Below are 22,914 nucleotides of genomic sequence, written 5' to 3' on the forward strand. Positions count from 1 at the left end.
TCTAAAAGTAGCCATATACAGCAGAATATTCTAGAACGTAGAAAGAACGTAGCATGGAGAAAGGTTCTCACGCTTTTGTATAGTGATACAGCTCACACTTCAATTAGATCCCATATTCGTTTCCCGAGATAGTTTTTCTAAAAAAATCATTATGTTTCATAGGTATAATTAAAAACTATCGTTTATCAGCACATTTTGCACTGGTATTTGACCTGAACAGGGTTTCTCGCTAATTTGGGAATCCGCTGGAAGCTTTCCTGACGGGTCCATGATTCGTCATATTTATGCAGTAAATGAAGACTCCCTCTAAAAACAAGTCATTTACCACTTGTGAGACCGTCACGAGAGGCCGAAGAAGAGAGCGTAATACTAGCCGCTCAACGCCACGGTGCTTTCTCGCAGTAGGTTGTGAGAGTCACACAGAGCCTGGGGAGGTTCACTAATATGTTGTACGATGCATCCCAAGAGAGAGATAACTGTGGTTTCGGATTAATCGCCCATATAGAAGGTGAGCCGAGCCATAAAGTAGTGCGTACCGCGATTCACGCACTCGCACGCATGCAGCACCGTGGCGCAATCCTTGCTGACGGCAAGACTGGCGACGGCTGCGGTTTATTACTTCAGAAGCCCGATCGTTTCTTTCGTCTGGTGGCGGAAGAGCACGGCTGGCGTTTAGCCAAGAACTACGCCGTTGGCATGATGTTTCTCAATCAGGACGAAGAGCTGGCTCGCACCACGCGTCGGATTGTAGAAGAAGAGTTGCAGAACGAAACGCTGTCTGTACTGGGCTGGCGTGAAGTGCCGACCAACCCGGATGTATTGGGTGAAATTGCCCTGTCATCCATGCCGCGTATTGAGCAAATTTTCGTTAACGCCCCGGCAGGCTGGCGTCAACGTGATATGGAACGCCGCCTGTTTATGGCGCGCCGTCGTATCGAAAAGCGTATCGAAGACAAAGAGTTCTACGTTTGTAGCTTCTCCAATCTGGTCACGATCTACAAAGGTCTGTGTATGCCAGCGGATTTGCCACGCTTCTACCTCGATCTGGCCGATCTGCGTCTGGAATCGGCAATTTGCCTGTTCCACCAACGCTTTTCAACCAACACGGTACCCCGCTGGCCGCTGGCACAACCGTTCCGCTATCTGGCGCACAATGGCGAGATCAACACCATCGCTGGTAACCGCCAATGGGCGCGCGCGCGCGCTTACAAGTTCAAAACCCCGTTGATCCCAGATTTGCAGGATGCTGCGCCATTCGTTAACGAAACCGGCTCCGACTCCAGCTCGCTGGATAACATGCTGGAACTGTTCCTAAGCGGTGGGATGGACATCATCCGTGCCATGCGCCTGCTGGTTCCGCCAGCCTGGCAGAACAACCCGGATATGGATCCTGAACTGCGTTCCTTCTTCGACTTTAACTCCATGCACATGGAGCCGTGGGATGGTCCGGCCGGTATCGTGATGTCCGACGGGCGCTATGCTGCCTGTAACTTGGATCGTAACGGTTTGCGCCCTGCGCGCTATGTCATCACCAAAGACAAGCTGATCACCTGCGCGTCTGAAGTTGGCATCTGGGATTATCAGCCGGATGAAGTCGTTGAAAAAGGCCGCGTTGGCCCTGGCGAACTGATGGTGATCGACACCCGCAGCGGACGTATCCTGCACTCTGCCGAAACCGATAACGATCTGAAAAGCCGCCATCCTTACAAAGAATGGATGGAGAAAAACGTTAAACGTCTGGTGCCGTTTGAAGAGTTGCCAGACGATCAGGTTGGCAGTCGTGAATTCAACGATGATCTGCTGGAAACCTACCAGAAACAGTACGGCTACAGTAGTGAAGAGCTGGATCAGGTCATCCGCGTACTCGGCGAGAACGGTCAGGAAGCCACTGGTTCTATGGGTGATGACACGCCGTTCGCCGTGCTGTCGAGCCGTCCACGCATCATTTACGACTACTTCCGCCAGCAGTTCGCGCAGGTCACCAACCCGCCGATCGATCCGCTGCGCGAAGCGCATGTAATGTCGCTGGCGACCAGCATTGGCCGTGAAATGAACGTCTTCTGTGAAGCGGAAGGTCAGGCTCACCGTCTGAGCTTTAAATCACCGATCCTGCTTTACTCCGACTTCACACAGTTGACGTCACAGGATGAGCTGCACTATCGGGCCGACACGCTGGATCTGACGTTTGATCCGTCGCAGCAAACGCTGCAACAGACCATCGAAAAACTGTGTGACGAAGCGGAAAACAAAGTCAGAGACGGTGCCGTTCTGCTGGTGCTGTCTGACCGTGGCATTAGCGAATCACGCTTGCCTGTTCCTGCGCCAATGGCGGTGGGTGCCGTTCAGCGCCGTCTGGTGGAAAAGAGCCTGCGCTGTGATGCCAACATCATTGTTGAAACTGCCAGTGCACGCGACCCGCACCACTTTGCCGTACTGTTAGGCTTTGGTGCGACGGCTATCTACCCTTACCTCGCCTACGAAACGCTGGCGCGGATGGTGGATAACCACACCATCGACAAACCTTATCGTGCCGTGATGCTGAACTACCGTAACGGCATCAATAAAGGCCTGTACAAGATTATGTCCAAAATGGGCATCTCGACGATTGCGTCTTATCGCTGCTCCAAGCTGTTTGAAGCCGTGGGCCTGCATAAAGATGTGTCGACGCAATGCTTCCTGGGCGTAGTCAGCCGTATCGGCGGGGCACACTACAGCGACTTCGAACAGGATCTGCTGAATCTGTCCAAGCGTGCCTGGCTGAAGCGCAAAACGCTGGAACAGGGTGGTCTGCTGAAATTTGTTCACGGCGGCGAATATCACGCCTATAACCCGGATGTCGTCACGACGCTGCAAACCGCAGTGAAAACCGGGGAGTACAGCGATTACGAGCAATACGCCAAACTGGTTAACGAGCGCCCAGCGGCGACGTTACGCGACCTGCTAGCGCTGAAACCGCAAGAAGGCGCAGCCATCGCTATCGACAGCGTTGAACCGGCTTCTGAAATGTTCAAACGTTTCGATACCGCGGCGATGTCTATCGGTGCACTCAGCCCTGAAGCGCATGAATCGCTGGCGGAAGCGATGAACGGACTGGGCGGTTTCTCCAACTCCGGTGAGGGTGGTGAAGATCCGGCGCGTTACGGCACCAATAAAGTGTCCCGTATCAAGCAGGTTGCTTCTGGTCGCTTTGGTGTGACGCCAGCCTATCTGGTCAACGCCGATGTGATTCAGATTAAAGTGGCACAGGGTGCAAAACCAGGCGAAGGCGGTCAGTTGCCGGGTGATAAAGTCACGCCGTACATTGCTCGTCTGCGCTATTCCGTACCGGGCGTAACGCTGATTTCACCACCGCCGCACCACGATATTTACTCTATCGAAGACTTGGCGCAGTTGATTTTCGATCTGAAGCAGGTCAATCCGAAAGCAATGATTTCGGTGAAACTGGTGTCCGAACCAGGCGTTGGTACTATCGCTACCGGCGTTGCCAAGGCGTATGCCGACCTGATCACCATCGCCGGTTACGACGGCGGTACGGGTGCCAGCCCGCTGTCCTCAGTGAAATACGCGGGTTGCCCGTGGGAACTCGGTCTGGTTGAAACACAGCAGGCTTTGGTCTCCAACGGACTGCGTCACAAAATCCGCCTTCAAGTAGACGGTGGCCTGAAAACTGGTCTGGATATCGTCAAAGCGGCGATTCTGGGTGCGGAAAGCTTCGGCTTCGGTACAGGGCCAATGGTCGCGCTGGGCTGTAAATACCTGCGTATCTGCCACCTGAATAACTGTGCAACGGGCGTTGCAACGCAGGATGAGAAGCTGCGCCGCGATCACTATCATGGTTTGCCTGAGCGTGTGACTAACTACTTCCACTTCATCGCACATGAAACCCGCGTGCTGATGGCAGAGCTGGGCGTCAGCCGTCTGGTGGACTTAATTGGCCGCACCGACCTGCTGGTTGAACTCGATGGTTTCAGCGCTAAACAAAACAAGCTGGATCTGTCACCGCTGCTGCACGCCGCACAGCCTCAGCCGGGTAAAGCGCTGTACTGCACGGAAAGCAATCTGTCGTTCGATAAAGGCTTGTTGAACAAAGAGCTGCTGGCACAGGCACAGTCGCACATTGATGCAAAACAGGGCAAAGCGCTCTACTTCGATATCCGTAACACCGATCGCTCCGTCGGCGCGACGCTGTCTGGCGCGATTGCCGAGAAACATGGCGATCAAGGACTGGCAGGCGATCCGATCAAAGCTTACTTCTCCGGTACCGCAGGGCAGAGTTTTGGTGTCTGGAACGCAGGCGGTCTTGAGCTGAAATTAACTGGCGATGCCAACGACTACGTAGGCAAAGGCATGGCGGGTGGCAGCATCTCCGTGCGACCTCCGGTGGGTTCAGCCTTCCGCAGTCACGAAGCCAGCATCATCGGTAACACCTGCCTCTACGGTGCCACCGGCGGTAAGCTGTTTGCCGCAGGCCGAGCAGGTGAGCGTTTCGCCGTACGTAACTCAGGCTGTATCACCGTGGTAGAAGGCATCGGCGATAACGGTTGTGAATACATGACGGGTGGTATCGTCTGCGTGTTGGGCCGTACCGGCGTTAACTTTGGCGCAGGCATGACCGGTGGATTCGCCTACGTGCTGGATGAAGACGGTGAATTCCGCAAACGCGTTAACCCAGAGCTGGTAGAAGTGCTGGATGTGGAAGAGCTGGCTATTCATGAAGAGCATCTGCGTGGCCTGATCACTGAGCATGTACAGAATACCGGTTCACACCGCGGAGAAGAGATCCTCGCTAACTGGCCGACCTGGGCACCGAAGTTTGCTCTGGTGAAACCGAAGTCAAGTGATGTGAAGGCATTGTTGGGTCACCGTAGTCGTTCCGCAGCAGAGCTGCGGGTTCAGGCGCAGTAAGAGGTCATCATGAGTCAGAATGTTTACCAGTTTATCGACTTACAGCGCGTTGATCCGCCCAAGAAACCGCTGAAGATTCGTAAAATTGAATTTGTTGAGATCTACGAGCCGTTCTCAGAAAGCCAGTCCAAAGCACAGGCAGATCGCTGCCTGTCATGCGGAAATCCTTACTGTGAATGGAAATGTCCAGTACATAACTACATCCCGAACTGGCTGAAGCTGGCGAACGAAGGCCGCATTATCGAAGCGGCTGAGTTATCACACCAGACGAATAGCCTACCGGAAGTCTGCGGCCGCGTGTGCCCACAAGATCGTCTGTGTGAAGGCTCTTGTACGCTGAATGATGAGTTCGGCGCGGTCACCATCGGCAATATCGAGCGCTACATCAATGATAAAGCGATCGAGATGGGCTGGAAGCCGAGCGTTGCCAACGTCAAACCGACAGGCAAACGTGTTGCTATCATCGGTGCTGGCCCTGCTGGGTTAGCCTGTGCCGATGTGCTGGCACGAAATGGCGTACAGGCCGTCGTCTTCGATCGTCATCCTGAGATCGGTGGACTGCTGACCTTCGGTATCCCCTCTTTCAAGCTGGAAAAAGAGGTGATGGTGAAACGCCGTGAAATCTTCACCGAGATGGGGATCGAATTCCGTCTGAACACCGAAGTCGGCAAAGACGTGCAGATGAAAGCGCTGCTGGACGAGTACGATGCCGTCTTCCTCGGTGTCGGCACTTATCAGTCTATGCGCGGTGGATTGGATAATGAAGATGCTCAGGGCGTCTATGATGCTCTGCCGTTCCTGATCGCTAATACCAAGCAGTTGATGGGCTTTGAAGCCGCAGCAGACGAACCTTACATCAGCATGCAGGGGAAACGCGTTGTGGTACTGGGCGGTGGTGACACCGCGATGGACTGCGTACGCACTTCAATTCGTCAGGGTGCGACGCACGTTACCTGTGCCTATCGCCGTGATGAAGAGAACATGCCGGGCTCCAAGCGCGAAGTGAAAAACGCGCGTGAAGAAGGCGTAGAGTTCAAATTCAACCTGCAACCGCTGAGCGTCGAGATTAATGGCGCGGGCAAAGTGTGCGGAGTGAAAATGGCGCGTACCGCACTGGGCGTACCTGATGCCAACGGGCGTCGTCGTCCTGAACTCGTAGAAGGTTCCGAGCACGTACTGGAAGCCGATGCGGTCATCATGGCGTTCGGCTTCCGTCCGCACAAAATGGCATGGTTAGCAGAACATGACGTCAAGCTGGACGATCAAGGGCGCATTGTTGCACCGGAAAGTTGCGACAACGCTTTCCAGACCAGCAACCCGAAAATTTTTGCGGGTGGTGACGCAGTACGCGGTTCCGATCTGGTGGTTACGGCCATCGCAGAAGGTCGTAAAGCCGCTGACGGTATCATGAACTATCTGGAAGTGTAGAAACGCACCACGTCTCTTGAGGGCAGCATTGGCTGCCCTTTTCTTTTGCTTCCGTAGCCTGAGTATTCAATCTTTATCTGAATACAGGGCGATAACATCCTGCTCCGTCAGCATCGGCGTCTTCTCAGCAAACGAGTAGTAGCCCGGCTTCTTATCAATATAAATCTGCGATACCAGCGTCTTATCGGTCTCATCAGCAAAAAAGCCAGCCGGAATATGATAGGCATCTCCACCGCGCAGCCGATAGAATAGGTGCGTTCCACATACTCGGCAAAAACCGCGCTCGGCCCATTCCGATGACCGCCAGAGCGTGATGTTCTCCTCGCCTTCTATCTCAATCGCCGGGTCTTTGCACTCAACGGTCATAAGGGGCCCGCCACCCCACGTCTGGCACATACCACAGTGGCAAGCCCCTACGTCACTGACCGAATGCACGGTGGAAATCGTTACCCCACCACATAAACAACGACCTTGATGCATCGCTCCCTCCCCTGATTTTTGCTTTCTAAAATCGCAATACCGCATAACAAGCAGGTATCACCACTAGCTTCGGTTATAGCACATGTTATCTATCCCCTTTATCTGCTTGTCAGGAAGTCGGACAGAGTTCAACTTTCAAGCCGCCTTTTCCTAAGCATCGTAGTCAACAATCGAAATAAATAGGGTCGTGACAGCCACCGCATGCCTTCGTTTGGAACTTCACACCAGAGAGGCTAATAAACCCTTCATCTTTCCACTACGCTCTAAAGAACTTTTCGTAATAAATCCTGCAATTTCACGTAAAAGGCCTACACTTATCTCCGGCATTTACTTGTCTTTATTGAGATTGGATTTCATTAAGGAGGAAATATGACAGTCGAAGTGGCTCTTGTAACAGGAGGCGGTCAAGGTATTGGCCGTGCTATTGCTCTCAGACTGGCGGCAGATGGCTTTGCCGTCGCCATCGTGGACTATAACCAAGAAACAGCACGCAGCGTGGCGCAGGAAATAGAAAAATCCAGCGGGCAAGCCATCGCACTACAGGCAGACGTCGCAGATCGTGAGGCAGTTTTTGCTGCCGTCGCAGAAGCTAAAACGCGCTTTGGTGACTTTAACGTCATCGTCAATAACGCCGGTGTTGCCCCCTCAACCCTGATTGAAGATATCACGCCAGAAGTCATCGATCGCGTTTACAACATCAACGTCAAAGGCGTCATCTGGGGCATTCAGGCGGCACTTGATGCCTTCAAATCGTTGGGTCACGGCGGAAAAATCATCAATGCCTGCTCACAGGCAGGACATGTCGGTAATCCCGAACTCGCCGTATACAGTTCGAGTAAATTTGCAGTTCGCGGCTTGACGCAAACTGCCGCTCGCGATTTAGCGCCACTGGGCATCACGGTCAATGGCTACTGTCCGGGTATCGTAAAAACGCCAATGTGGGATGAAATCGATCGCAAGATCTCTGAGTCCGCAGGAAAACCACGCGGCTACGCAACGGAAGAATTCGCCAAACGCATCACGCTGGGTCGTCTATCCGAGCCAGAAGATGTCGCCGCGTGCGTCTCTTATCTGGCCAGCCATGATTCCGACTATATGACAGGACAGTCGTTGTTGATTGATGGCGGAATGGTGTTCAATTAACGGCACGTTCAGTTAACAATATATTCAGTTAACAACGCGAACCAAAAAGGAACGGGCTATTTTTCAGTTCGTTCCGTAATAAAAAGGGCACTGTTAAAGTGCCCTTAGGAAGAAATTATTTTACGACCCGTAGAGAGGGTCTACCACCTTTAGGTGGCTGTGGTGGCTCGTCATCAGAACCAGAACCATCGTCAGGCGCTACAGAATCAGGCAAGCTATCGACAATCGACATGACAGTCCCTGAAGAGGGTACGCCTTCCTGAAAGTCTTCATACTCACCGGCAGATTCGTAAGCAGGTTCGGACTCAAACATCGTTCCAGCCCCGTTCTCACGTGCGTAGATCGCCATTACGGCCGCCATCGGCACGTAAACCTGACGCGGCACGCCGCCAAAACGGGCATTGAAACGAACGCTGTCATCAGCTAACTCAAGGCCACCAACAGCGCGCGGTGCGATATTCAGCACAATCTGGCCGTCACGGGCGAACTCCATCGGCACCATAACATCTGGCAGAGTCACATCGACCACCAGATGAGGCGTTAATTGGTTATCCAGCAACCAATCATAAAAAGCCCGTAATAAATACGGACGACGCGGAGACAGTTGAGACAACGCCATACAGTTTAACCTCGGGTTTGCAAACGCATTTCTCGTTCCACTTCCGTCAGGGAAGCCAGGAACGCATCACGCTCAAAGACGCGTGTCATGTAGCCTTTCAGTTCTTTCGCGCCCGAACCACTCAGTTCAATACCGATCTGCGGCAGACGCCACAGCAGCGGAGCCAGATAGCAATCCACCAGGCTGAACTCTTCGCTCATGAAATAAGGTGCTTCATTGAACACTGGAGCAATTGCCAATAGTTCTTCACGCAATTGCTTACGTGCTGCGTCCGCTTCCTGCGCGTTGCCATGCGTAATTTTCTTCAGCAGAGAATACCAATCGCTCTCAATACGATGCATCATCAGGCGGCTGTTACCGCGCGCAACCGGATAGACGGGCATTAACGGCGGATGAGGAAAACGTTCATCCAGATACTCCATGATAATACGTGATTCATAGAGCGTCAGTTCGCGATCGACCAGCGTCGGCACAGAACCATAAGGATTGAGGTCAATAAGATCCTGAGGCAGATTATCCATGTCCACCTGCTCAATCTCGACACTCACACCTTTTTCCGCCAATACAATGCGGACCTGATGGCTAAAAATGTCGGACGGACCAGAAAACAGCGTCATTACCGAACGTTTGTTGGCAGCGACAGCCATGAAAACCTCCAAGTTTATTGAGAAAATATGGCGAATAACCACGCAGTGAATAACCTGCAAATCGCTATTCGAAATTCTGCTCGCCAATGTGTAAACGTCATCTGATAAGATCCATCGTTTTAAACAGCTACGCGATAGCTGACACACGGGCATAAAATCGGCTAATAGCTTATCAGATTTTGTTCGTTTTGTGGGGGTATAAGCGTAATTTCATCGCTAACATACGGAAAGTAAAGCGTATATTTCGAGGAAATTATTTTTAGACATAAAAAACCCGGTGACCAGCACCGGGTTTTTTGCATTGATTTCGCTGCAATGCAGCCAGAAATTAACGCTTGGAGAACTGAGGACGACGACGTGCTTTACGCAGACCGACTTTCTTACGTTCAACCTGACGAGCATCACGAGTAACGAAACCTGCTTTACGCAGTTCGCCACGCAGAGACTCATCATACTCCATCAGAGCGCGGGTGATACCGTGACGGATCGCACCAGCCTGACCAGAGATACCACCACCTTTAACGGTGATGTACAGATCCAGTTTCTCAACCATGTCGACCAGTTCAAGCGGCTGACGAACTACCATGCGGGCAGTTTCGCGACCGAAGTACTGTTCCAGACTACGCTGGTTGATAACGATGTTACCGTTGCCCGGTTTGATGAACACGCGAGCGGCGGAGCTTTTGCGGCGACCAGTGCCGTAGTATTGATTTTCAGCCATTGCCTATAATCCCGATTAAATGTCCAGAACTTGCGGTTGCTGTGCCGCGTGATTGTGCTCGGTGCCCGCGTAAACTTTCAGTTTACGGAACATAGCACGACCCAACGGGCCCTTCGGCAGCATGCCTTTAACCGCGATTTCAATCACACGCTCAGGACGGCGGGCAATCATCTCTTCAAAGGTCGCTTGTTTAATACCACCGATGTGACCGGTGTGATGATAATAAATCTTGTCAGTACGCTTGTTGCCAGTTACAGCAACTTTGTCAGCGTTCAGAACGATGATGTAATCACCCGTATCAACGTGCGGAGTGTATTCCGCTTTATGCTTGCCGCGCAGACGACGAGCCAGTTCAGTAGCGAGACGGCCTAAAGTTTTACCGTTCGCATCAACAACGTACCAGTCGCGTTTTACGGTCTCTGGTTTAGCTGTAAAAGTTTTCATTAAAAGCTTACCCAATAATTAGTTACACGTTGGTGAACACCCAAACGCTCGAAAACAGTTGAGGCTCACACGACCATCAAGTCCAGCAAACCTACCCCTTCGAATAGCCATTGCCGGCACTATAAAGTTTTTGGGAAAAAAACTTTGTTGTAACGTGGGGTCGCAAGATTATAGAGAAGTCATTCTCAAAGATCGACCTTTTTTCACACGCAAATGACTAAAAATCCGCAGCCTGCATTACGCCAAATGCGGCTGCCGCAGGTACTCTTCACTTTGCATTTCCTGTAAGCGGGATAAACAGCGCTGATATTCAAATTTCAGGTGTTCTCCCTGATAGATATCAAACATCGATGCCTGCGCAGAGATAATCAATTTGATGCGACGGTCGTAGCACTCATCCACCAGTGCCAAAAAACGACGGGCGGTGTTCTCTTCCTTCGTTTCCATTACCGTCACATTGTGCAACAGCATCGTGTGATAGAGGCGTGAAAGCGCGATGTAATCATTTTGGCTACGCGCCTCTGTACATAGCGTGTGGAAATCGACTGCCAGCACGCCGTCGCTCACACCGAGCGTTGTTAACGGACGATGATTGATCTCCAGCACTGGTCCCGGCGTCTGCCATTTCTTTCCGGTCAGGCGAGTGAACATCTGCTGCATCGCGGCATTTGTCTCGTCATTCAGCGGCGATAGATAAAGGTGTGCCTGTGTCAGCGTACGCAGACGATAATCGATACCCGCATCGACATTGCGTACTTCGCAATACTGTTTAATCAACTCAATTGCAGGAAGAAAACGCGCGCGTTGCAATCCATTACGATAGAGATCGTCCGGCGGAATATTCGACGTCGCCACCAGCGCAATGCCACGGGCAAACAGCGCACGCAGCAGCTCAGCCAGCAGCATCGCATCGGTGATGTCAGAGACGAAAAATTCATCAAAGCACAGCACATCCGTTTCGGCTTTGAAGCCGTCAGCTACCTTCTCTAACGGATTTTCCTGCCCCTGAAACTGGTTAAGCTCTTCATGTACACGCAGCATAAAGCGATGGAAATGCAGACGCATCTTGCGCTCGGCAGGCAAGCTGTGGAAAAACATATCCATCAACCAGGTTTTACCTCGCCCAACACCGCCCCACATGTACAACCCCTGAACCGGCGTGGACTCGCGTTTATCACGCAGCCCTAGCCAGCTACGCCATTTCCCCACACGGCCAGACGCGCCCGCATCGTCATCCGCAGCACGTTCGCATAGCGCCTGATGTATCGCCTCCAGACGCACAACGGTTTGCCGCTGCACCTCGTCTGGTTGATATTCACCGGCGGAAAGTGCCTGTTGGTAAAGCGCCAAGGGTGTTGTTTGCTGCCGTGTTGTCTGTGGAGTAGCCATCGCAATCCCTGAGAAAAAAGTTAGTCGTGTTTTGCTGTGTGTTGCCGTCGATTTAAGCCGTAATCGTCGCAGTTAACAACCTTGATGTCTGCGGTGAGTCAACATTCCCGTCAGTCATCGAGCATCAGGATTCCACTCAGGCAAGGTTAACGGTTATAGTGACTATTATTAAGTGAAAAACCCTACGGGACAACGACGTCAAAATAGGAGCTATTATGACTTGGGAGTATGCGCTGATAGGTTTAGTTGTCGGTATTATTATTGGTGCTGTAGCCATGCGCTTTGGTAACCGTAAGCTGCGGCAACAGCAGGTATTGCAAAATGAGCTGGAGAAAAGCAAAACCGAACTGGAAGACTATCGTCAGGAATTGGTTGGACACTTCGCCCGTAGTGCGGAGCTGTTGGATAACATGGCAGATGACTATCGTCAGCTTTATCAGCACATGGCGAAAAGCTCCAATAACCTGTTACCTCACGTTCCCGGCCAGGATAATCCGTTTAAATACCGTCTGACTGAGTCAGAAGCGGATAACGATCAGGCACCAGTGAATATGCCACCACGCGATTATTCCGATGGTGCGTCGGGTCTGCTGCGGGGCGAGCGCCCGATTCGTAAATAATATCAACTAATTATACCCTAAATAATTCGAGTTGCATGAAGGCGGCAAGAGAGGGACAAATTCGTCGGGAACGAATTTGACCAGCCAACGGCTGGCCTTCGGTGAGAGACGGGATGTCTCTCATTTCATCCCGATGAGCTTACCCAAGTAAGTGATTCGGGTGAGTAAACGCAGCCAACATACATGCAGCTTGAAGTATGACGGGTATAACGTGGGGCGCTCTGGCCTCACGTTTCTCCTCCCTTATTCTACGCTTATTAAGACGCGCACCGCAGGCTATCATCGTCCGATCACACACCATAAAAAGCGATGGTTACAATCTGCTGACGAAACAGCAGTGAACTTTACACATTGATCGTCAGTCTGACTCTTCACCGTGTCTTTAAGTTTATATATCATCGTTTTATTCATCCGCAGGCCGTGAGAGAGTTAATAACAATGAAAAAAACGTCATTATTATTTAGTGCACTGGCAATGAGTATAGGTTTGACCCTGTCCACGCTTCCCGCAGCAAATGCTGCTCTGCCTGCCGTGGTTCAAGGGCAACAGACGCCAAGCCTGGCCCCGATGCTGGAAAAAGTCTTGCCAGCCGTCGTCAGCGTGCATGTTGAAGGTACACAGGTACAGCGTCAGCGCGTACCGGAAGAGTTCAAATTCTTCTTTGGCCCGAACTTCCCGACGGACAAACAAAATTCTCGTCCGTTTGAAGGGCTGGGATCCGGCGTGATTATTGATGCTGCAAAAGGTTATGTGCTCACCAACAATCACGTTATCAATAACGCCGACAAAATCCGCGTCCAGCTTAATGACGGACGTGAATATGATGCGAAGCTGATCGGCCGCGACGAGCAGACCGATATTGCTCTGTTACAGTTGAATGACGCCAAAAATCTGGTCGCAGTGAAAATGGCGGATTCCGATCAGTTGCGTGTCGGTGATTTTGCCGTTGCCGTTGGTAACCCGTTCGGTCTCGGCCAAACGGCAACATCCGGCATTATCTCGGCACTGGGACGTAGTGGCCTTAATCTTGAAGGGCTGGAAAACTTCATCCAGACCGATGCTTCTATCAACCGTGGTAACTCAGGCGGTGCGCTGGTTAACCTCAACGGCGAACTGATCGGTATCAACACGGCGATTCTGGCTCCGGGCGGTGGGAACATCGGCATTGGTTTCGCCATCCCTAGCAATATGGCCCAGAATCTGGCGCAGCAATTGGTTGAGTTTGGCGAGGTCAAACGCGGGCTGCTGGGGATTAAAGGCAGCGAGATGACGTCTGAGATGGCGAAAGCCTTTAAAGTCGACGCACAGCGCGGTGCCTTCGTCAGCGAAGTCTTACCGAAATCGGCCGCAGCCAAAGCCGGTATCAAGGCGGGTGACGTGTTGACGACGCTGGACGGTAAACCGATCAGCAGCTTTGCAGAACTGCGAGCCAAAGTCGGCACCACCGCGCCGGGCAAGACGGTAAAAATCGGCCTGCTGCGTGATGGTAAACAGCAAGAGGTTTCTGTCGTGTTGGATAACAGCTCCTCCGCATCGACCAGCGCCGAAACGCTTTCACCGTCATTGCAGGGTGCATCTTTGACCAATGGTCAACTGAAAGATGGCAGCAAAGGCGTGCAGATTGATAACGTCGCTAAGGACACGCCTGCTGCGCAGGTTGGTCTGCAAAAAGGCGATATCATTATCGGCGTAAACCGCGAACGTATTGAAAATATCACGCAACTGCGCAAACTGCTGGAAGCGAAACCTTCCGTTCTGGCGTTGAACATCGTCCGTGGCGAAGAAACGATCTATCTGCTGCTACGTTAATTGCTTGTCGTCTTTTACGACAGCCTAACCGGCCAGAAAATCGCTGATGTTAAAAAATTTCCGGGAGAAATTTTTAACGTTGTATCAGCAACAGCCCGTAAGGATGGCGCCAGGGATGGCATGCCATAAAAAATCGGACACCGATCCATGCGGTGTCCGAACTTCTCGTGATATCCTTCCCCCCATCTCCCTTTTTCCACAGTAAATCACGGCCATGCTTGCTAAGTTATTACGTTCAGCGCTATTTGGTGCCCTCGTTGCCGGTATTATTCTGGCCGTACTGCCGTTTATCGGATCTGGCATGTCGTTTCTGAAAAGCAATGACAGGAGTGCTGATGGCTCGCCCGTCAGTTACCATCAGGGCGTAAACCGTGCGGCTCCTGCTGTGGTTAACATTTACAACCGGGTTGCTAATCAAGAAAAACCCAGTGAAGTCGCTATTCACCCTCTGGGTTCTGGCGTCATCATGAATGACAAAGGGTATATTTTAACCAACAAGCATGTGATTAATAACGTGCAGCAGATTCAGATTGAGCTGTCAGACGGTAGGCTGTATGAAGCCCGCGTCATTGGCTCTGATTCCCTGACCGATCTGGCGGTGTTACAAATTGATGGCGTCAACTTGCCCGTTATTCCCATGAATCCAGACCGTATGCCGCACGTCGGCGATGTCGTGATGGCAATCGGCAATCCTTATAATCTGGGGCAAACCGTTACGCAGGGCGTCATCAGCGCCACCGGCCGCGTCAGCCTCAGCGCGTACGGACAGCAAAGAAGCCAGGTAGGACGCCAAAACTTGCTGCAAACCGATGCATCCATTAACCACGGCAACTCCGGCGGCGCGCTCGTCAATACGCTCGGTGAACTGGTCGGTATTAATACCCTCTCTTTTGATAAAAGTAACAACGGCGAAACACCGGAAGGCATTAGCTTCGCGATTCCCGTGGCGCTGGCTACCAAGGTGATGGGCAAACTCATCCGCGATGGTCGTGTAGTACGCGGCTATATTGGCGTCAACGGTGTACAGCTCGAAAACTTTGAGAACAGCACGTCGACCAATAGTCGCGATGCACAGGGGCGATTAACTGGTATTCTCGTTCAGACTATCGATCCAGGTGGGCCGGCGGATAAAGCGGGTATCCACATTGAAGACGTCATCGTGAGCGTGAACAATAAACCTGCCCGCTCAATTATCGAAACCATGGAGCAGGTTTCGGAAATACGCCCCGGCACCGTCATTCCGGTTACCATTGAGCGCGATAACAAGCAAATCACGCTACAAATGACGATTCAGGAATTTCCCACCCAATAGCGGCATCAGAGGCTAGTTGATAAAACGCTATCGGCAGGTAAACAAGAAACCGGGTGGGAGCCCACCCGGCTAACAAACATGATTCTGAAGATAAACAGGCGAAGCGTTTACTCGTGCTCTTTAACGCGCTCGATATTCGCGCCCAACGCACGCAACTTATCTTCAATACGGTCATAGCCACGATCGATGTGATAAATACGATCCACTATCGTCACACCTTCAGCGATACAACCGGCTAATACCAGACTGGCTGACGCACGTAAGTCGGTCGCCATCACCTGCGCGCCCGACAGCTTATCAACACCGTGGCAAATCACCGTATTACTCTCGATTTCCGCCTGTGCGCCCATACGGATAAGCTCAGGCACATGCATGAAGCGATTTTCGAAAATGGTTTCGGTGATCACGCCCGTCCCTTCTGCGACCAGGTTCAGCAGGCTGAACTGCGCCTGCATATCGGTCGGGAACCCCGGATGCGGGGATGTGCGAACGGTAACCGCTTTCGGACGCTTACCATGCATATCCAGACTGATCCAGTCTTCGCCGATTTCAATCTCCGCGCCCGCTTCGCGCAGCTTCGCCAATACCGCATCCAGCGTATCAGGACGAGTATTACGACAAATAATCTGACCACGAGATACCGCAGCCGCAACCAGGAATGTCCCGGTTTCAATACGGTCAGGCACAACGCGGTACACGCCGCCACCCAAACGCGCGACGCCTTCAATGGTGATTTTATCGCTACCTGCACCGCTGATTTTCGCACCCAGCGTATTCAGGAAGTTTGCCGTATCGACAATCTCCGGTTCACGCGCTGCGTTCTCAATAATCGTGGTGCCTTCCGCCAGCGTCGCTGCACTCATGATGGTTACCGTGGCGCCCACGCTCACTTTATCCATCACGATGTGCGCGCCTTTCAGGCGTCCATCAACCGTCGCTTTTACATAGCCTTCTTCCAATACGATCTGCGCACCAAGCTGCTCAAGGCCGTAAATATGCAAATCGACCGGACGCGCACCAATCGCACAGCCGCCGGGCAGCGATACCTGACCCTGACCAAAACGCGCTACCAGCGGCCCCAAAGCCCAGATAGAGGCACGCATGGTTTTCACCAAATCGTACGGTGCACAAAACACGTTTACATCGCTGGCATCCACATGGACGGAACCGTTACGCTCAACGCGCGCACCCAACTGACCAAGCAGCTTCATGGTGGTATCAATATCGCGCAGTTTCGGTACGTTCTGAATTTCTACTGGCTCTTCTGCAAGTAATGCAGCGAACAGGATTGGCAACGCAGCATTCTTGGCGCCGGAAATGGTCACTTCTCCCGCTAGGCGGGTTGGGCCCTGAACACGAAATTTATCCATAGTCTTTGTATCTCGATGTCTTAATTCAATATTTCGTCACACTGATACCAGCAGCCGATTCCCCCTCGCACGGGGAATACTTAGAAGCCGTTCAGTTTACGGTCGCGCTGCCACTCTTCCGGCGTATAAGCCTTGATCGACAATGCATGGATACGGTTATCCGCGATGTACTCCATCAGCGGCGCATAAACAGCCTGCTGTTTTTTTACTCGGCTCATTCCAGCAAAAAGTCCACCCACCGCGATGACTTGAAAATGGCTGCCATCACCAGAAACATGGGCTTCTTCCAGTGCTAATGCGTTCATCAGCACGTCTTTAATTTCGTTATTTTCCATCGCTCTCGATTTCTATGTCAGGGGGAGATGATTTACAGGGAGGTATCTTAGATGAATATGACGCTATCTTAAACAAAGAATGCGCTGATGTCTGAAGGGGAAATTAGACACCAGCGCGACAGGTTAAGACACAGGAATGATTTCATTCAGGTTATAGAGCGCAATGAGCGTTCTTAGCCGATCGCTAGCACCGACAATCGCTATCTGCTTTCCTGAACACGACTGCTGATAAACGTGCATCAGCAATGCCAGCCCAGCAGAATCAACGCGATTTAATCCAGACACATCCAACGTGCTTTTACCCGCGAGTAACGATTCACGCTGCTGCCAGAACGGTAACAGCGTTTCACGATCCAGATCACCGGTTAATGCCAGCGTTGATTCCTGCGCCTGCCAGTTCAATGCGTTCGCCATGTTCGTACCCAAATTACTTTTTCTGATCCAGCGTGATTGTCTGCTTCGCCGAGGATTCCAGCTGTTGAGTCAGACCATCAACGCCTTTCTGACGCAATATTGACGCCCATTCGTTCTGCTTAGTGGTGATCATACTGACACCTTCGGCAATCATGTCGTACGCCTGCCAGTTACCCGTTTTACTGTTTTTACGCCATTGGAAATCCAGACGTACCGGCGGACGGCCACCGTTATCAACGATGGTGACGCGAATGGAAACGATATCGGCATTGCCTAGCGGCTGTTCAGGAGCAATTTGATAACTCTGCCCGTTATACATCGCCAAAGCCTGCCCGTAAGCCTGCTCAAGATAGGCTTCAAACGCTTTGAAATAGGCATCACGCTGTGCCGGTGTCGAATCTTTGTAGTAACGACCCAAAACCAGCGCACCGGCATATCTCACCTGAACATACGGCAGCAGCTCTTCACGCACGACAGTGCGTAAATAGTCAGGATTTTGCTTGATTTTTGGCTGCTCATTCTTTAATCGATCAAAGGTTTTTCCCGCCGCTTCATTCATTAAACGATAGGGGTTCGTTTGATCCGCCGCGTTGGCTAATGGCGCGACCACCAGTAAAGCCACCATCAGTAAACGTTTAAACATGCAGATATCCTCTTATGGATGTGAAGGAACGGGTTCGTTGCTATGCTCAGAGGTTGCCGCAGGACTGGCCCCCGGCTCCGTACCCGATTGAGCAGCATTATCCTCGCTATTGCTACCGCTCTTATATAGGAATTGGCCGATGAGGTCTTCAAGCACCATCGCTGACTTGGTATCTTGAATCACACCACCGTCCTTCAGAATTGTCGTGCCCATTTCCTCATCTTCAAACCCCATGTTCAGTGCCAGATACTGCTCGCCCAGCAAGCCAGAGGTGCGAATAGCCAGAGAACTGGTATCGGGAATATGATCGTAACGTTGCTGAATATCCATCGCTACGCGCGGCAGGTAGGTTTTCTCATCCAGCGAGATATCCGCCACACGGCCAATAACCACGCCGCCAATTCGGATCGGAGAACGCGCTTTCAACCCGCCAATGTTGTCAAATGTCGCGTACAGACGGTACGTTGGCTCGCTACCGATCGACTTGAGGTCGGCCACTTTCAGGCATAAAAAGAGGATGGCAGCAAGCGCGATCAACATAAACACACCAACCCAAACTTCAGTTTTCTTTGTTTGCATCGACTCAGTTCCCAAACATCAGTGCTGTCAGCACAAAATCCAATCCCAGTACCGCTAACGACGAGTGCACGACGGTTCGGGTCGTTGCACGGCTAATCCCCTCAGACGTCGGGATCGCGTCATAGCCGTTAAACAGTGCAATCCAGGTCACGGTAATCGCAAATACGATACTTTTAATCACGCAGTTCAATACATCCTGACGCCAGTCAACCGCGCCCTGCATGGCAGACCAGAAGAACCCGCTGTCGATGCCTTTCCAGTCCACACCAACCAACGCGCCCCCCCAAATCCCCACGGCGACAAAAATCACCGCCAGCAGTGGCATGCTGATTAGCCCGGCCCAGAAGCGTGGCGCAACAACGCGGCGCAGCGGGTCAACCGCCATCATCTCCATGCTGGAAAGCTGCTCGGTTGCTTTCATCAGTCCAATTTCCGCCGTCAACGCGGACCCAGCACGCCCGGCGAACAGCAGTGCCGTCACCACCGGACCAAGCTCTCGCAGCAGCGACAGCGCCACCATCATGCCCAAACTCGCCTCGGCGCTGTAAGTTGTCAGGATGATATAACCCTGTAACCCCAGCACCATACCGATGAACAGGCCGGAAACCATGATGATAAGCAACGACTGCACGCCAACGCTGTAAAGTTGTTTCACCAACAGCGGCCACTGTTTTCTGAATTCGGGTTTACCCACCAGCGCATTAAACAACATCAGCCCCGCGCGCCCAAACGAGGCACTGGCGGAAATGCCCTGACGCCCTAACGACGCCAACGTCCGTAATAACATGACTGTGTTAACCCCCTGAGCCTAGCAGCGACGTTTTATAGTCACCCGCTGGAAAACGGAAAGGCACTGGTCCGTCGGCGATGCCATCCAGGAACTGACGAACCTGCGGGTCATTATTCGCTCTGAGTTGATCTGCCGTCCCTTCCGCAACCACCCGTTTGTCGGCCACGATATACGCATAATCAGCAATGCTCATCACCTCCGGCACATCGTGAGAAACCACAATGCAGGTCACACCCAGTGCGTGATTCAATTCGTCGATGAGCTTCACCAGCGTCCCCAGCGTGATCGGATCCTGCCCGACAAAAGGCTCATCAAACATAATCAGTTCAGGATCGAGCGCAATGGCTCTCGCCAGCGCCGCGCGCCGCGCCATGCCGCCGGAAAGTTCCGCGGGCATCAGCTCGGCAGCCCCACGTAACCCTACCGCTTCCAGCTTCATCATAACGATGCTACGCAGCAGCGATTCCGGCAATTGGGTATGTTCACGCAGCGGCCAGGCGACATTATCAAACACGTTCAAATCGGTGAATAATGCGCCGGACTGAAACAACATGCTCATTTTCTTGCGCGCGTTGTACAGTTCGCTGCGGGATAGCGCGGGGATATTCTCGCCATCAAACCAAATTTCGCCACTGTCCGGCGGTAGTTGCCCGCCAATCAAACGCAACAACGTCGTTTTGCCGATCCCGGAAGGTCCCATGATCGCAGTGACCTTGCCTTTAGGCACGTTCAGCGTGATATCCGTAAAAATCTCTCGCTCTCCGCGACGAAAGCTAAGACCACGGATCTCAACCAGATTAGTTGCCTCATGGTTCATTATTTCCATTCCTTACCAATCAGTACGCTTATAGAGGTCTTTCACTCCAGCCTAACGGCTGACTTTCATCAGGGTGAGAGTTTTACAAAAACTTACCGTAAGTTCTTGTCCAAAATGGCGGCATAAACCGTTACCTGGTTTTACTTATCGCGACAGGTTTTACTTTTTCGCCAAGCACCGTCAGAATTAGCACTCATCACAGAAAAATGCTTTTTGTGCGAAATCCGGCCAGAAATACTGACTTATTCGACAACAAGCCGGTGATTATACACTAAATAATTCGAGTTGCAGGAAGACGGCCTGCCAAGGCGAGGCTCAGAAATGAGCCGAGTATTGCCAACGCACCTGCGGCTTGAAGTATGACGGGTATATATCCTATTAAAGGACGCTGCATGCTTTTTGCAACACTACTCTTGTTCGTTGGTTTGCTACTACTGGTCTACGGTGCCGATCGTCTTGTCTATGGCGCCGCCGTGCTTGCACGTTCCCTCGGTTTACCGCCTTTCGTCATCGGTATCACCATTGTTGGCTTCGGCACCTCGCTACCTGAGCTGGTTGTCTCTGTTACCGCCGCTTTAAACGATCAGAATGATATGGCGGTCGGTAATGTTATCGGCTCCAACATCACCAATATTTTACTCATTCTCGGCAGCGCTGCGCTCATTCGCCCACTCACAGTACATTCGGCCATACTCCGCCGGGAATTGCCTCTCATGTTGTCCGTCACTTTATTGTGTGGCGTTTTACTGCATGATAGTTACCTGAGCCGTGCCGACGGCATGCTGCTGCTCTTTGCCGCCATTCTGTGTCTGGTGTTGATACTTCGCATGGCACAACAAGCACAGCAGGAAGGCGGTGATAGCCTGACTCGGGAACAATTGGCGGAACTTCCGCAGGACGACAGTAATCAGATGGTTGCCGTACTGTGGCTGATTCTCGGCATGATTATTTTACCCATGGCTGCCCGTATGGTAGTGGATAACGCCACCGTCATTGCGCGCTACTTCGATATCAGCGAATTGACTATCGGACTGACGATATTGGCAATTGGCACCAGCTTACCGGAGCTCGCTACCGCTATCGTCGGGACGTTGAAGAAAGAAGATGATATCGCGTTGGGTAACCTGATTGGCTCGAACATTTTTAATATCGCGATTGTTCTGGGCGTTCCCGCGCTGCTCTCGCCGGGCGCACTGAACCCTCAGATTTTTCAACGCGACTATTGGGTCATGCTGGCGGCAAGCGTGCTGTTAACTGCACTCTGCCTCAGCAAAAAACGCCGTATAGGACAGGGCGCCGGCGCATTATTATGCTGCGCGTTTATCGCCTACCTTGCAGTGTTGTTCTGTTTTTCATAATTACGTTGTTCCGTTTTTCATCATAATCAGGACTATTGGTATGTCACAGTTTGAACAAGACGCTCACCTAAAACAGCAGTCTGACCGTGCACTATCCGAACATAGACTACAGCCAGATTTCGACTTCCAGCAGGCGGGCAAGCAGGTATTAAGTATCGAACGCGATGGGCTTGCGCAATTAGACCAGTACATTGACGACAATTTTGCCATCGCCTGCAAAAAGATCTTTCACTGCCAGGGCAAAGTGGTCGTGATGGGAATGGGCAAATCTGGCCATATCGGTTGCAAAATTGCCGCAACTTTCGCCAGCACCGGCACCCCCGCTTTTTTTGTTCATCCGGGCGAAGCCAGCCACGGCGACCTCGGCATGGTGACACCGCATGATATCGTGATCGCCATTTCTAATTCTGGCGAATCGCATGAAATCCTCTCGCTGATTCCCGTTCTGAAACGCCAGAAAGTGTTCCTGATCTGCATGACTGGCGCACCAGAAAGTACGATGGGTAAAGCGGCAGATATTCACCTGTGCGTCCACGTCCCACAGGAAGCCTGCCCACTCGGTCTGGCCCCCACCACCAGCACCACGGCAACGCTGGTCATGGGCGATGCGCTGGCCGTTGCCTTACTACAGGCTCGCGGCTTTACCGCCGAAGATTTCGCCCTCTCGCACCCCGGTGGCGCACTCGGCCGCAAACTTTTACTGCGCGTCAGCGATATCATGCATTCAGGCGACGAGATTCCCCATGTCCCACACGATGCCTCGCTGCGTGATGCGCTGGTGGAAATTACGCGCAAAAATCTGGGTATGACGGTAATCTGCGAGGCGGATATGAAAATTCAGGGCATCTTCACCGATGGTGACCTGCGCCGTATCTTCGACATGAATATAGACTTGAACAGCGCGCGCATTGCTGATGTGATGACCGCAGGCGGCATCCGGGTCGCACCGCAAACGCTGGCGGTAGACGCACTTAACCTGATGCAGTCGCGCCACATCACCTCAGTGCTAGTGGCAGAAAACGATCGTCTGGTCGGTATTGTCCACATGCACGATATGTTGCGGGCTGGCGTGGTTTAAAAAGAAAGGATAA

General features: G+C 52.1%; 21 protein-coding genes. 8 read left to right on the plus strand and 13 right to left on the minus strand.

All coding sequences use genetic code 11. The features are described 5' to 3' along the window. Positions 1 to 444: 444 nt before the first annotated feature. Entirely contained in the window at positions 445 to 4,905 is a 4,461-nt protein-coding gene (gltB, locus tag CLR69_RS14310; protein WP_129713532.1) for a glutamate synthase large subunit, read from the plus strand. 9 nt (positions 4,906 to 4,914) lie between these two features. Further along, the gene (locus tag CLR69_RS14315; protein WP_129713533.1) at positions 4,915 to 6,333 is read left to right on the plus strand and encodes a glutamate synthase small subunit; all 1,419 of its coding nucleotides are present in this window, start codon (positions 4,915 to 4,917) and stop codon (positions 6,331 to 6,333) included. A gap of 66 nt (positions 6,334 to 6,399) precedes the next feature. Here the strand turns inward: CLR69_RS14315 and CLR69_RS14320 are convergent, their stop codons facing one another. Next, positions 6,400 to 6,858 (minus strand): GFA family protein, encoded by a 459-nt coding sequence (locus CLR69_RS14320; protein ID WP_340137996.1) that lies wholly within the window; start codon positions 6,856 to 6,858, stop codon positions 6,400 to 6,402. Positions 6,859 to 7,182: 324 nt separating this feature from the next. On the opposite strand from CLR69_RS14320, the gene CLR69_RS14325 reads away from it, so the two are divergent. Next, the gene (locus CLR69_RS14325) at positions 7,183 to 7,956 is read left to right on the plus strand and encodes a (S)-acetoin forming diacetyl reductase (RefSeq protein WP_129713535.1); all 774 of its coding nucleotides are present in this window, start codon (positions 7,183 to 7,185) and stop codon (positions 7,954 to 7,956) included. A gap of 115 nt (positions 7,957 to 8,071) precedes the next feature. Here the strand turns inward: CLR69_RS14325 and sspB are convergent, their stop codons facing one another. The 5 genes from sspB to zapE all read right to left on the minus strand — a co-directional run bounded on the left by sspB (position 8,072) and on the right by zapE (position 11,776). Next, the gene (sspB, locus tag CLR69_RS14330; RefSeq protein ID WP_129702532.1) at positions 8,072 to 8,575 is read right to left on the minus strand and encodes a ClpXP protease specificity-enhancing factor; all 504 of its coding nucleotides are present in this window, start codon (positions 8,573 to 8,575) and stop codon (positions 8,072 to 8,074) included. A 5-nt stretch (positions 8,576 to 8,580) separates the two neighbouring features. Next, the gene (gene sspA / locus CLR69_RS14335) at positions 8,581 to 9,222 is read right to left on the minus strand and encodes a stringent starvation protein SspA (RefSeq protein WP_039304076.1); all 642 of its coding nucleotides are present in this window, start codon (positions 9,220 to 9,222) and stop codon (positions 8,581 to 8,583) included. A 328-nt stretch (positions 9,223 to 9,550) separates the two neighbouring features. Continuing rightward, on the minus strand, positions 9,551 to 9,943 hold the full coding sequence (gene rpsI / locus CLR69_RS14340; protein WP_012773012.1) for a 30S ribosomal protein S9: 393 nt from the start codon (positions 9,941 to 9,943) through the stop codon (positions 9,551 to 9,553). Positions 9,944 to 9,958: 15 nt separating this feature from the next. Beyond that, positions 9,959 to 10,387: a 50S ribosomal protein L13 gene (gene rplM, locus CLR69_RS14345; protein WP_005975488.1), complete on the minus strand. Its 429-nt coding sequence runs from the start codon at positions 10,385 to 10,387 to the stop codon at positions 9,959 to 9,961. A gap of 237 nt (positions 10,388 to 10,624) precedes the next feature. Then, positions 10,625 to 11,776 (minus strand): cell division protein ZapE, encoded by a 1,152-nt coding sequence (gene zapE / locus CLR69_RS14350; RefSeq protein WP_129713536.1) that lies wholly within the window; start codon positions 11,774 to 11,776, stop codon positions 10,625 to 10,627. A 215-nt stretch (positions 11,777 to 11,991) separates the two neighbouring features. Between zapE and zapG the strand changes: the two genes are divergently transcribed. The 3 genes from zapG to degS all read left to right on the plus strand — a co-directional run bounded on the left by zapG (position 11,992) and on the right by degS (position 15,517). Further along, on the plus strand, positions 11,992 to 12,396 hold the full coding sequence (gene zapG / locus CLR69_RS14355) for a Z-ring associated protein ZapG (RefSeq protein WP_010296674.1): 405 nt from the start codon (positions 11,992 to 11,994) through the stop codon (positions 12,394 to 12,396). 438 nt (positions 12,397 to 12,834) lie between these two features. Next, positions 12,835 to 14,205: a serine endoprotease DegQ gene (degQ, locus tag CLR69_RS14360; protein WP_129702530.1), complete on the plus strand. Its 1,371-nt coding sequence runs from the start codon at positions 12,835 to 12,837 to the stop codon at positions 14,203 to 14,205. A gap of 214 nt (positions 14,206 to 14,419) precedes the next feature. Continuing rightward, entirely contained in the window at positions 14,420 to 15,517 is a 1,098-nt protein-coding gene (gene degS, locus CLR69_RS14365; RefSeq protein ID WP_129702529.1) for an outer membrane-stress sensor serine endopeptidase DegS, read from the plus strand. A 107-nt stretch (positions 15,518 to 15,624) separates the two neighbouring features. Here the strand turns inward: degS and murA are convergent, their stop codons facing one another. The 7 genes from murA to mlaF form a co-directional block, all read right to left on the minus strand. Next, positions 15,625 to 16,887: a UDP-N-acetylglucosamine 1-carboxyvinyltransferase gene (murA, locus tag CLR69_RS14370; protein WP_039304060.1), complete on the minus strand. Its 1,263-nt coding sequence runs from the start codon at positions 16,885 to 16,887 to the stop codon at positions 15,625 to 15,627. 80 nt (positions 16,888 to 16,967) lie between these two features. Then, complete coding sequence (gene ibaG, locus CLR69_RS14375; RefSeq protein ID WP_039304057.1) at positions 16,968 to 17,222, minus strand: BolA family iron metabolism protein IbaG; 255 nt, start codon at positions 17,220 to 17,222, stop codon at positions 16,968 to 16,970. 123 nt (positions 17,223 to 17,345) lie between these two features. Beyond that, entirely contained in the window at positions 17,346 to 17,636 is a 291-nt protein-coding gene (mlaB, locus tag CLR69_RS14380) for a lipid asymmetry maintenance protein MlaB (RefSeq protein ID WP_129713537.1), read from the minus strand. 13 nt (positions 17,637 to 17,649) lie between these two features. Then, positions 17,650 to 18,279, minus strand: a complete 630-nt coding sequence (gene mlaC, locus CLR69_RS14385; RefSeq protein ID WP_129713538.1) for a phospholipid-binding protein MlaC — start codon at positions 18,277 to 18,279, stop codon at positions 17,650 to 17,652. A 12-nt stretch (positions 18,280 to 18,291) separates the two neighbouring features. Further along, positions 18,292 to 18,858: an outer membrane lipid asymmetry maintenance protein MlaD gene (mlaD, locus tag CLR69_RS14390; protein WP_129713539.1), complete on the minus strand. Its 567-nt coding sequence runs from the start codon at positions 18,856 to 18,858 to the stop codon at positions 18,292 to 18,294. A 4-nt stretch (positions 18,859 to 18,862) separates the two neighbouring features. Beyond that, the gene (gene mlaE, locus CLR69_RS14395; RefSeq protein WP_113626491.1) at positions 18,863 to 19,645 is read right to left on the minus strand and encodes a lipid asymmetry maintenance ABC transporter permease subunit MlaE; all 783 of its coding nucleotides are present in this window, start codon (positions 19,643 to 19,645) and stop codon (positions 18,863 to 18,865) included. A gap of 7 nt (positions 19,646 to 19,652) precedes the next feature. Beyond that, positions 19,653 to 20,465 (minus strand): phospholipid ABC transporter ATP-binding protein MlaF, encoded by an 813-nt coding sequence (mlaF, locus tag CLR69_RS14400; RefSeq protein ID WP_129702525.1) that lies wholly within the window; start codon positions 20,463 to 20,465, stop codon positions 19,653 to 19,655. 392 nt (positions 20,466 to 20,857) lie between these two features. Here mlaF and CLR69_RS14405 point away from each other — a divergent pair, with 392 nt between their 5' ends. Both CLR69_RS14405 and kdsD read left to right on the plus strand, forming a co-directional pair. After that, positions 20,858 to 21,823, plus strand: a complete 966-nt coding sequence (locus CLR69_RS14405; protein ID WP_129702524.1) for a calcium/sodium antiporter — start codon at positions 20,858 to 20,860, stop codon at positions 21,821 to 21,823. Between the two features lie 40 nt (positions 21,824 to 21,863). Then, positions 21,864 to 22,901 (plus strand): arabinose-5-phosphate isomerase KdsD, encoded by a 1,038-nt coding sequence (gene kdsD, locus CLR69_RS14410; RefSeq protein ID WP_129702523.1) that lies wholly within the window; start codon positions 21,864 to 21,866, stop codon positions 22,899 to 22,901. Positions 22,902 to 22,914 lie beyond the last annotated feature (13 nt).

Source organism: Pectobacterium zantedeschiae, assembly GCF_004137795.1.
GTDB lineage: Bacteria > Pseudomonadota > Gammaproteobacteria > Enterobacterales > Enterobacteriaceae > Pectobacterium > Pectobacterium zantedeschiae.